A 12,348-nucleotide genomic window follows, 5' to 3' on the forward strand; every position below is an offset into this window, starting at 1 on the left:
TCTATCTTAATAAAGTTATATCCAGCAAACCGCAGGAGCTTTACGCATGAGCAAAAATAAAGGTAAGACCAATAATTCTACATCATCTTTTATTGGGAAACTAACTCAAGAAAATCTACATAAAAAGTTGTGCCCTATTTATTTGGCATTGGTTGCAGTATTGCCCAGTTTGTCTTATGCAAACTTAGTTCCCGATACAAGTTCAAATGCGCCAACGATTTCAGAGTCAGCCAATGGAACACCGACAGTAAATATTATTAATCCAAACGGTAATGGGATTTCTCACAATAAGTTTGACGACTTTAATGTTGGCCCAGATGGTTTGATTTTTAATAACAGCATGCAGGATGGTGTCAGTAGCATAGGTGGTTATATAATTAAAAACGGTCAGCTACAACAAGAAGCTAGCGCTATCATTAGTGAAGTTACGGGTGCCAAGGGATCGTATTTAAATGGCACAATGGAAGTGTTTGGGAAAAAGCTGACCTTATCATTGCAAATGAAAATGGCATATCTGTGAATGGCGTATCAACCATTAATGCGAATAACTTAACTCTCAGTACAGGTCGAGTGGAATATGGTGAGAATGGTAATATTCAATTAAATGTTAATAAGGGTATGATTGCAGTAGAAGGACAGGGACTATCTACTGAAGGATTAACCCACTTTGATATGATCAGCCGTACGGTAAAACTCGATGGTGAAGTCTCTGGGAGTGCCGATATTAAAGTTGTTGCGGGGCTAAATACTTACGACACACAAACGCGACAGCACCAGATTCGTAACTTATCGGCTGCAGATACCCCTAAAGTTGCTATTGATGGCAGTTCATTGGGTTCCATGTATGGGGGAAGAATACAGCTAATCAGTACCGAAAGCGGTGTTGGGGTTAGACATAAAGGTAGCTTAGTCGGTAATCAGACTGTTGAGATATCGGCCGATGGTGATTTAGCACTGACAGCAATTAGCAGCAAGTCAGGTGATGTTAATTTATCTGGCAACAATATCGATATTTCAGTTAATGAAAATACAGGCTTTGGTGGTGTTATCAGTAATGGTGACCTAATTATTAGAGCTTTATCTCAAGCTAAACTCAGTGCTGATGCAGTATCAAAAAATGGCAATATTAGAATTACTGCTGACTCATTGTTGCAAAATGCAGCACGTATTTTTGCAATGAGCGGTGATAGTGACAAAATAGATGTAACATCAATTTTCATTGATGTTAAGGGTGAATATAAAATAACAGGGACACTTTTCGCTCTTGATGCTTCAGGTAAAAAAATAGAGAATGCAATTATATCCCTTGTGGATGGTAATTATATTGTATCGATTAACGGCGAAACTATTGATTCCGCAACTATAAGTTTCGATGCTGCTATTAGCAGTCAGTCAGGCAATGTTATAGTTAATGCTAATTCATTTTTAAATCAAGGTGCGGGAGTTAATAGCCAGAAGGGGACGTTAAGCTTCACTATTAACGAACTATTTGACAATGATGGTGTTGTCAATGCGAGTGGTCCGCTGAGCATTGTCGCTAATGATTTACATAATAAAGGTGTTTTATATACTGAGCAAGACGCAAATCTTATTCTCGGATCTCTAATTAATAAAGGATTACTGCAAGCTGATAAAAAAAATACCATTAAGTCAAATAGTATTAATAATAGTGGGCGAATTGTCTCAGCCGCCTCAATGTTAGATATTTCCATTGTCAATGGAAGTGCCATTAATAGTGGTGTATTGTCCGGTAAAAATGTTGCTATTCGCCAAGTTAGTGATGGCGGTTTATTGGAAAATACCGGGGTAATTAACTCAGAAGAATCTATTGATATAACAACAGAAAGTGTTTTCAATAGTGGTGATATCACAGCAGCTAAAGATTTATCACTAAATATCAGTAAGGAAGTTAATAATCAAAATGGGGGTAGTATACTCTCAGGTGCCAATCTGAAAATAAATAGCAGTGGGGTTCATGCAGTTAATATAAATAATAACAACAGTTTAATTCAAGGTGGTGCTATTGAAATTAGTAACGCTAACACTATTACAAATAGTAATAATGCAAAACTAATTTCAGAAGGCTCACTTAAGCTTGATGACATTAAAGAGTTAAATAACAAAGGTAGTTCGTCACTCATTCAAGCGAACGAGATTATATTAACGAATATTGATAGCATTAAAAATACTGATGAAGCAAAAATACTCGCGGCTGATCAGTTGTCAATTAGCCATTCGTCAGAATTAATTAATCAGAACTCATCTATACTCGCCTCTGGTGATATTCATTTGAGTAATATAGAAACGATAAAGAATGTAGATGGATTTATTAATGCAGATGGAACTGTAAGCATAAATAATAGTACTAATCTGTTTAATACAGGAACTGGAACCACCCAATATTCTGGTTCAGGGATAATCGCGAATAATATTGATATTCATTCTGTTGCCAATGTGGAAAATTCCGGTGGAAGTTATATTTCAGCATTGGGAGAATGGTTAAAACTAGAACTTATTAATAGTATTATAAATGATAAGAGTGGTGTTATAACATCAGATAATGGCCTAATGATATCTAATATAGATAATCTAAATAACAAAGGCGTTATATACTCTGGTGCTGATATGTCTCTAGCTAATATTGGGTCTTTATCCAATATAGGTGATGGGACGGGAAATGTTGGTGTTATTAATGCGGGTAGAAATTTATACGTCAGTTATGTCAGTAGTTTTATTAATTCCATTGCGGCAATTATTAATTCTGATGGTGACGCCACCTTCAAAAACATCAATAAACTAGATAATATTAATGCGATAATTCAGGCATCAGGGATATTGTCCGTAGAGGCTAATACTATTGTAAACAGTAGTGATAAAGGGTCATCAGCTGGTGACGCTATCATTATTGGTGTTGGTGGGCTTACAGTGGAGTCAGACTCTATTTCTAACCTGAATGGAGCGACCTTATTTTCTGATGCTGATATTTCTATTAGATCAAAAAATGTAAATAACAGTGGCTCTAATATCAGTGGTAATAATGTTGATATTCAATCTGATAACTTAAATAACAGTGTCGGTTATATTTATTCGGCTAAAAATTTATTAATTAAGCTAGCTGAATCTTTGAATAATTTATCTGGTGACATTTTTAGTGATAATAATCTCTCTTTAATTCTCTCTAAAGATTATCGCTACAATGATGATAGTGGTGATATTAATGCTAGAGGTGAGTTTCTATTAAGACTACGGGTTCTATCATTATTGACCGTATTCTGGAAAGTGCTGCAAGCATACTACTTAATGCAGATGAGAACATTAAAATTTCAAGTAATCAATCTATTTTGAGTCTTAAGGATGTCATTCTTAAGGCAATTAATATTACTAATAGTAGTGGGGCTTTGATTTTCTCCTCGCAAGATATTATTATTGATGCAGAGAAAGGTAAGTTTCTAAATGAAGAAAATGCTAATGTTCTTAGTATGGGTAAAATTGATATTGTTGCAGAGAATATAAAGAATGATGGTGGTAATATTCGTTCTCAAGGCGATATGGCATTAGATGCTAAAATTATTGATAATATTAGTAAGTATGATAATCCTGGATGGGTTACAGGCCCTGCACAAAATGCTGAAGGTTCACATGAATGGAAGCAAGGGTTTATTAGCCTGGTATATTATAACGCAAAACTCTCAGGTTCAATTCCAACGTGGATTGGTGATTTTAAATTAACTAAAATGGCCGAAATTTCATCCGGCGGTATTTAAATATTAATCAAAAGAATATTTATAGTACTAAAACGTTAAATAATACAGGTGGTATTATTCAATCAAGTAAGGATATGATAATATCTGGAACTGTTAATAATGCACCTGAATATAATGAAATGTCATTTTTCTATTATTTGACGGAGACGCTGAGTACCCCGATTGAGCTGGAGGTATATAGAAAAGTGATAGGTAGCGATTCTGGTTATGCTCAGTTTAATACGCTATATCAATTGCTGGACTTTTATTTCGGTGATGGAAGTCCGGAGTCTGTCTCAGGGCAGGGGTCATATATATATGATTCTAAGTCCAACAGCTTTAATAGCTTAAAAGAAATGGCCAAACAGAGTGAACAATTAAACAGTGTTATGAAAAGATTGTTCGGCGATGCATGGTTATCTGAAAGCCAAGAAAAACTATCACAAGATTGGGCCAGGGTAACTGGCTCCAATAATGCTTCTTTGAAAGATTTAAAAGATTATGGTTTGTCGGATAATAACGGTGGGATTATCGCAGGCGGTAATCTGACTCACAATGGTGGAGCATTTAACAATGGATTATTCGGTGCGAAACTTGAAGGTGAAAAAATAACAGTTGCCATCGGTGATAAGGAGGTTGTGGTAACTCAAAATCCTTATGAAATTAATATTGGGTTGAAAACAATTGCCGCCGAACGACGAAAGGATTAAGTACCACAAAAACCTATACCGAACTCGCTAAAATTCAGGGGTTATTTGTTTCTAACCAGAAATGGAAAGATGTTGATTTCACTGCCAAGGTCGGGGATGGTGCCAGTAACCCTATTTATCCGTTTTATGAAACTCGAACTGAGATGATTGATCAGAGCCTTTTCTTTGGTTCGCAATATTTCTTTGACCAAATTGGCTATATACCAGAAACACCTGTTTTGGTTGTGGGCGATAATTATTTTATTAGTGAAGTTATTCGCCGCCAATTAAACGAGTCTGTTGGGACATTCTTCAGTGTGCGCGATGGTGTTGATGGCACCGAGTTGGTTGAGAAATTAATGTCCAATGCTGCAACTGTGAATGGAGTAGAAGATTTTACCGTCGGTAAAGCTTTAACTGATGAGCAGATTGCCGGACTGGATAAAGATATTGTTTGGTTTGTAACGGAAAATATCGATGGTCATGATGTACTCACACCTAAAATTTATTTCGCAACAACGACGTTAGAACAATTAGAAAGTGGCCGCTATGATGGTTCCGCCATAGTCCACGCTGGCGGTAATATGGATGTTGATGCATCCTCCTTTAATAATGTTAATGGCCAGATCAGTGCCGGTGGCAATATTAATATTCAATCAGAAGGCAATATTAATAATAGTAGTGTGGGCATGAATGGTGGTATCACTTCAGGTGGAGATTTATCATTGGTCTCCAGTGGTGGTTCTATAACCAACAGTGGCGCTGCTCTTAGTGCCGGTAATGATCTCACTTTGCAGGCAGATAATGGTTCAATTGAGCTTACTGCCAGCCAAGGCGCTAATGTTTCCGGTAATCAAGAACTTCATTATTATAATGATGGTGTCACCGCCGGTGGTAGCATTGACATGAGTGCCAAAGATATTACGGTTAATGCTGTTGATATTGCTGCGGAAAAAGATATCAGCCTGACTTCAACTGAAGGTGATGTCACCTTCAATAATATGTATGAGGTTGAGGGGAATTATGAATACAGCCATAAATCTACGGGGATACTAAGTCACGAATCGACAGAAACTGTCAGCTCAAGTGCTACGAGTGTTGATAGTTCGGTCAACGCCGGCGGCAAGTTTACCGTTAATTCCGCGAATGATATTGTTCTCAAAGGTGGTGAATATAATGCCCAATCGGGTGAATTGAAGGCTGCTGGCGATGTAGACATCCAAACATCACAAGATTACAGCTATTCTGAAACCACGGTTGAACGCACTGATCTAAAATTTGGTGCAGGCGCGAGTGGTTTTGGGCAATCGGCAGGTTATGATATTAGCGGTCTGGATGGGGAAAGTAGTAGTACCAGCACCGGTGAGCATAATAATCTTGGGTCGGATATCACCAATGCCGGGTCTAAGCCTGGTCGTGCTCCAACATCTTCCTCGGGTAATTTCCAAGCCGGGTTAGAAACCGTCACGACGGTTGATACTCAGCAAACGACGACAAATAATAATGCTTCACTTAACTTTACCGATTCTATGACATTAGAAGCGGGAAACACGGTTGATATTGGCGGTGGTAATTTTAACACTGAAGGTGCGTTGACTATTGTTGCCGATGAAGTCAAGTCTACAAAGTATGAAGATGAAGTGATAACCACGAGTGAGGAAACCGTTTCGTTTTATGGCGTAAAGGGTGAAGCTCATGGTTCAGTGGCTGATGCTGCTGATAAAGTCGGTAATTTGGTTGAAAAGGGCAATGACGGGCAAGAAATTGATGCCGGTTTAACGGCGGCAGAAGTGGCAGGTAGTGCTTCTAACCTTATGTTTAATGATTTGCTTGGAGGCTCAGTCTCAGTTGGATTCGATACCACGACGACCAGTAGTTCATCGACGACTAAAAGTGAAAACATCACTAATATAAATGCTGGTAATGTATCAATTACTAGTAATGGCGATACCACGTTAAAAGGTGTCGAATTATCGGCAGACAGTGTAGAGATCACTACTGGCGGTGATTTGAATATTTTAGCCGCCGAGTCCTCAACTGAGAGTTGGTCGCAAAAAGATACCCACTCTGCAGGCGTCAGTGCCGGGGCCTCCGCCGCTCCTACAGGAGCTGGCGCGGGAGTTTCTGTTGATTACCATGGCAGCACTTCAACCTCAACTGGCTCAAGCCACACATATACTAACTCCAACCTTAATAGCAGTGATATTAGCATTAACACTGGGGGAGATATGACTTTAGCTGGCGGTAATATTCAGTCAGAAACCGCCAACCTTAATATTACTGGCGATCTGAATGTGCAGAGTGTGCAAGATACGGTCAATAACCAGACTAATAGTAATGAGTGGGGTGGATCAGTCGGGGTTGCTGTTTCAACCAATGGAGGACTTATCCCAACATTGGCTGGGAACTACGGCCAAGGTGGCGAACATTATGATTCGAAGACTACAGGGACCCAGACCGGTATTAATACCACCGGTGAGCTGAATATCTCTACAGGAGGGGACCTCAATCTTACTGGCGCGCACATTGTTTCTGATTCCAAAACCGGTACTGTAGATGTTGCGGGCAATATTAACGCAGTCGAGCTATCAGATACTATTGATCAAGATGGTGCTTACGGTGGTGGTGGTGGTGGTATTTCTAAAACAGGCTTACCGACAGTCAATGGCTATTACAACACTGTGGAAAAAGTTGAATATCAGGAAGATCAAAAAGCGACCATCGATGTTGGTAATATTAAAGGAAATGTACAAGGTGAACTGAATACCGATGGTGAAACACTTTCTCAAGTAAATGTTGATAAAGTTACAGCATCAAATAGTATTTCATTTACTGCTGGCGGTTTATCGAGTTCAAATAAACCGGCAAAAAATGGCAATACATCAAAACCACCGAAAACCGCGCCGGTGAAAACTGACAAACCGACACCACCGAAACCTACTCCGGTGGAAACTGACAAACCGACACCACCGAAACCTACTCCGGTGGAAACTGACAAACCGACGCCACCGAAACCTACTCCGGTGGAAACTGACAAACCGACACCACCGAAACCTACTCCGGTGGAAACTGACAAACCGACACCACCGAAACCCACTCCGGTGGAAACTGACAAACCGACACCACCGAAACCCACTCCGGTGGAGACTGACAAACCGACACCACCGAAACCCACTCCGGTGGAAACTGACAAACCGACCCCACCGAAACCCACTCCGGTGGAAACTGACAAACCGACACCACCGAAACCCGCTCCGGTGGAAACTGACAAACCGACACCACCGAAACCCGCTCCGGTGGAAACTGACAAACCGACACCACCAAAGAATCGACCATCAAAACCAGTGAAAGGAGAGGAGAAGCCAAATCATATGAGCCCTAGTTATCCAGGTTCTAAACTAGGTGGTGATTTCAAAGGTCATTTACCAAAAGATGATAAAAACTCTTCTCGGTGGATCAAAAAAACTGCCACAGGAGATGAGCCAGTATCATACCCTAAGCCATCCGAGATTCGGCAGTCTACACCGCCGTCTAAAGCGCCAGTTTCTTCGGGTAAGCCGCCTGCAGAAAGCAATCCAAATCATATGAGCCCAAGTTACCCAGGCTCGAAACAGGATGGTAGTTTTGTCGGTAGTTTACCTAAAGATGATGGTACATCGTCAGGTTGGATCAAACACCCGACAATATCAGTGCCAACGGATTCGTCCAAACGATAGCCTAGACTAGGTCTATCGAGATAATACTAACAACAGGCTGCCATTACTTTGCAGCCTGTAATTTAACAATAGGATCTATTTATCCAATTCTTTCTACCGATGCTGAGTTTTAAAGGTGATATAACATGATGGAGATGATTCGGTATAATAAGGCTGTTATAAAAGCCGAACAAATTGTACCTACTTAATTATAATGGAATTTAGGATCATCTTTACGAGATGAAAATAGAATGTTTATGAAAAATATACTCTCCATCTGCATTAAAAAAAATTTGAAGATTTCTATTTTTATTTTTATCATGATCTCTATTTGTTTGTTTCTCTTTTTAAGAGGCAGTAATGATGAAAAAGAGAGAGGATTAAATGTAATAAAATGTAATGCTGAAGTCATCATTCACAGTAATGTACCTGGTATGGTTGCCAATGTTAACATTGATTTTTCAGTCAATTCTACTAATGGTATTGTTTCTATTGATGGTAAGCTTTATAAGGATCATAAGAGTATAGGGGTGATTAGTCGCAGGATTATTTTTTACGTCTACTCGATTAATGATATACTCTTATTAAGATCAGTAAACAATTGGGCTAGCGAGATAAATAGTATTGATGATACTTTGATTAATGAAGTCATGATCCATGAGTTCTACACCACACCAAATAGAAAAATGCAAATTACGTTCTCGAAAAAAGAGGAGGGCTATTATGGGATATCTACAAAAAGCATTCCATTTATATATTGCTCGCCACGGTAGACTTGCTGATGAGTATAATTGTTGATGGTTTTAATTTTTACAAACAGTCCTTACTTTAGATAGCACATGTCATTTAACTGCTATATTGCTCCAGTCGTTATGGTATATAATATTTAAAATTGTGGTGAGGATCCTGGCTCGTCGTTCTTCAACCCTAGAAACGAAATGTAAGTTCAAGTTGCATTCATCTGTCGCTACTCATTCAGTTTACTGTGAAAAAAAGTAGTCTTAGCAGAGAAGTACTGCACAATACTCTCAATGGGTCGTATCTTACTTAATCTGATATTGTCAATCCGAGTCAGATTAACCTTTGTGACGAACTGCTAATCCTTGGTAGATTTGCCATCGCAATGTTCTCTTTTATTGATTATTATTGCTGACTATCTATAATAAATTTTTGATACGTATCATTGGAAATAATTGGCATGAGTAAATGTTATACTATAAATGATAATATTACATTTTACCCTGAAAGTGGTATCCTCTCATCCTCTTTGGGTGGCGCTCGCATTAAGATCAACGTGCCAACAGCACAATTACTAGAGGCGTTTGTTAATAGAGTTGGTTTGATAATATCGCAAAGTGATTTGTATTCAATTGCTTGGGGTGATAATGGTGTGAATGTCACACCGAACACTCTGTATCAAAACATTTCATTATTACGTAAAGCATTGCAAGATATCGGGTTGTCTGGTGAAGCCATCACGACTGTAAGAGGAAAAGGGTTTATCTTTACGGTCACTAAAGTTGCAGAATGCGAAGTCGATATTGACCCTGAAGATGAAGTTGATGAAATTATTATCGAGAATATTGTCCCTCAGCAGCAAGATGAGAAATTAGTAACCAAAAATAAATATAAAATATATAATATAGTATTACTATTCGCATCTGTGTTGATTTTCTTTGGCGCTGTGTTTTATTTTATCCATAAAAGTATTCCTAAGCGTATAATCGATTATCCTAAAAACTTCACATTTTTATCAAAAATTGATGGGTGCAGTATATTCACCAGCACTGAATTACATAACTTGGAAAGTCAGGAGAAAGTTAATACGTTTCTAAGTGGCCAATCATTAGAGTGTAATAATTACCCTTATATTTACTTAAACTATACAATAAGACACCCTACAATATCAGTTATTTCTTGTGAGTTTGAAGTTAATTATAGTAAGAAGAATAATTGTAGAACTGAAATATTCGTCAATCATGGTGGTTTTAATGAAATCAAATACTAAATACATACTGCTGATTTTCATCTCAGTCATCATGATTGTTTCCGCTATTGCTTATGCTTATTTTTTAGCGGATAACAACAATAAAAAACTAAATTGCCATGGTGTGCATTATACGTATAGTAAAAATTTTAACATCAAGTCCAATGTTGAAATAAATCTATATAGCAAAAATGGTTATATGATAATAAATGGAATTGTTACTAATAATAACATACCCTATCAATTGACCAGGAAGACACTATTTAATATCTCTGATATTGATAATAAAACGATTCTGACTTTTACTGGCGTTGAGATTAGTCTTTCAGACGAAGTGAGCCGAACTGATCTTGAGCAAATGCTACCTAGTTTTATGTCTCAAGTAGGTAGTAATCTCTTAATTTCTATTTATAGAATTAACAATAATAATTATATTATTGAGTCTAATGGTGTGGCAAGTTTTCTGTGTAATAAGGATTAGTTTATTGGGTGTTCTGCTTAAAGGTCGGCATGGTTTTGACTATTTTAAATAGAGATATTTAAGCAGTTTTTTATCATACCCTATATCTTTATTATTTCTTTTTAAGGTTATATTCATTATTCTGAATATTAACCAAGTCTTAACTTGGCTAAATTCCGCTCAACTAAAGCCCATTTTCCTCTCGCAGTTGTAGTGAAATTCCCATGCAAGAAAATGACATAATTATTCTTTATTTCAATATGTTATGGTGCATACGTGACACTTTGATATGGGCTTCTTTGCATAATTTCATTAATTAATTTTTATTAAGACCTTATGATTTATATTATTTTTTAGCTTATGTTTTAATTGCTGCTCTAATTTTTTAATTCAAGTAAAGAGTACATTTCTATGCGCTGCATGGTAACTATATCTGACCACAATAATTTTTTTTCGTATGGGTTGTATCATTTATTTAAGAGCCACCTTAAAGTTTGTTTATTGGTTAAGACTACGAGTCTTGACAATGAAACTGATGATGGCTTTATCGCTATATCCTTTTGTGAGAATGTCAGCGTTACTCTTAAAATTAGAGACAAAAAACATATGGCAAAAGAACTGGCTTCGGAAGTTGTCATTTTTAGGAATGACAGCATTAATCAATTAAGCCGTAAAGTTGAATGTATAATCGCCAATATGTTAAAGCATGGTCACGGGCATGATGTTATCTATAATGATCGTGGGGTAATTAAATTAACGTCAACTCAAATAAAAATTTGCAAATTTTTTTATGATGGGATTACCACTAAGACTGCTTCTCTTTTGCTGAATTTAAGTGAGAAAACCATTAGCACTCACAAACGAAATGTTATGAGGAAGATAAATGTTATTAATAATCAAGGGCTATATCTCTGGATTGAAAAGAATAAGAATCACTATTTTTAAATAGACGTGAAAATAAATTAATTTAAAATAATAAGGTTTTGCTTTGATGAACGATGTTGCTCTTGTTAATAAAATTTATTTCATATTGAAAATAATACTGTCTATCGTGTTCGTCTATTCCGTTTCATTTTTACTGCTAAAATTTAGATATGATAAAAATGATGTTATTAATTGTAATGCGAATCTGACCATTCATAGAGAAGAGTTGGGACTAATGACAAAACTTATGGTCGAATTTTCTATGAATAATAAAAATGGAATTGTCTATATTGATGGCGTTGTTTATAAAAATAATGAGAAAGTAGGCACGATAAGTCGTAGAACCTTTTTTGATGTAACAGCGATTAATGATGATTTGTTATTAACATCGAAGAGAAACTGGGTGACTGAAACTAATAATGTGGATGAATCTTTATTTTCAGATCTGATGCTATCGAGGTTTTATTTAGTTGATGATCATCCCATGGCTGCTTTCTTCACTAAAAATCGTAACGGAAGTTATTATATTTCGACTAAAACAATGCCCTATGTGTACTGCTCTAAGGTTTTAAGAGATCGCTAGAGTTTAGCTTTTTAGAAATAGTGCTCTATTAGCATACTGAGGATATCATTGCTGGTCAGCCTCCTGTAAGTAACCCGTCAACGCGAACCACTCATTCCGGCATACTGATTATGTCCCCTGGAGGAGACAGCCATGTGCAAGCTCCATTATCTGTTAATTGTCTTTATGCAGTCTATTGGGGTTAGGGAACCTGAAAAGATGTCGGCCAGCAAAGCTGGGCTATCTCAGGTAACTGACTTCAACACATAATCCCAATTGGTGGATTTA

The 12,348-nt window shown here is 37.3% G+C and carries 8 protein-coding genes and 1 pseudogene; all 9 read left to right on the forward strand.

Going from position 1 to position 12,348, the window contains the following annotated elements; translation table 11 throughout:
- Positions 1-46: 46 nt before the first annotated feature.
- Positions 47-3,345, forward strand: a pseudogene (locus Q2T72_RS06275) (filamentous hemagglutinin N-terminal domain-containing protein).
- Entirely contained in the window at positions 3,342-3,764 is a 423-nt protein-coding gene (locus Q2T72_RS06280) for a hypothetical protein (protein ID WP_372568832.1), read from the forward strand. The pseudogene Q2T72_RS06275 and the gene Q2T72_RS06280 overlap by 4 nt, the downstream one beginning before the upstream one ends.
- Before the next feature lie 74 nt (positions 3,765-3,838).
- The gene (locus tag Q2T72_RS06285) at positions 3,839-4,453 is read left to right on the forward strand and encodes a hypothetical protein (protein ID WP_372568833.1); all 615 of its coding nucleotides are present in this window, start codon (positions 3,839-3,841) and stop codon (positions 4,451-4,453) included.
- A gap of 143 nt (positions 4,454-4,596) precedes the next feature.
- Positions 4,597-8,148 (forward strand): hemagglutinin repeat-containing protein, encoded by a 3,552-nt coding sequence (locus Q2T72_RS06290; protein ID WP_372568834.1) that lies wholly within the window; start codon positions 4,597-4,599, stop codon positions 8,146-8,148.
- 236 nt (positions 8,149-8,384) lie between these two features.
- Entirely contained in the window at positions 8,385-8,900 is a 516-nt protein-coding gene (locus Q2T72_RS06295) for a hypothetical protein (RefSeq protein ID WP_372568835.1), read from the forward strand.
- Positions 8,901-9,325: 425 nt separating this feature from the next.
- Positions 9,326-10,135 (forward strand): winged helix-turn-helix domain-containing protein, encoded by an 810-nt coding sequence (locus tag Q2T72_RS06300; protein WP_083159777.1) that lies wholly within the window; start codon positions 9,326-9,328, stop codon positions 10,133-10,135.
- A complete protein-coding gene (locus Q2T72_RS06305; protein WP_227746554.1) occupies positions 10,119-10,595 on the forward strand; it encodes a hypothetical protein in 477 nt (158 codons plus the stop codon). Before Q2T72_RS06300 ends, Q2T72_RS06305 begins: the two co-directional genes overlap by 17 nt.
- Before the next feature lie 585 nt (positions 10,596-11,180).
- The gene (locus Q2T72_RS06310) at positions 11,181-11,519 is read left to right on the forward strand and encodes a helix-turn-helix transcriptional regulator (RefSeq protein WP_372568836.1); all 339 of its coding nucleotides are present in this window, start codon (positions 11,181-11,183) and stop codon (positions 11,517-11,519) included.
- A gap of 46 nt (positions 11,520-11,565) precedes the next feature.
- A complete protein-coding gene (locus Q2T72_RS06315) occupies positions 11,566-12,081 on the forward strand; it encodes a hypothetical protein (RefSeq protein ID WP_083159773.1) in 516 nt (171 codons plus the stop codon).
- Positions 12,082-12,348: the final 267 nt, after the last annotated feature.

The sequence above is a fragment of the Yersinia sp. 2466 StPb PI genome, from assembly GCF_041538325.1.
GTDB classification, from domain to species: domain Bacteria; phylum Pseudomonadota; class Gammaproteobacteria; order Enterobacterales; family Enterobacteriaceae; genus Yersinia; species Yersinia enterocolitica_E.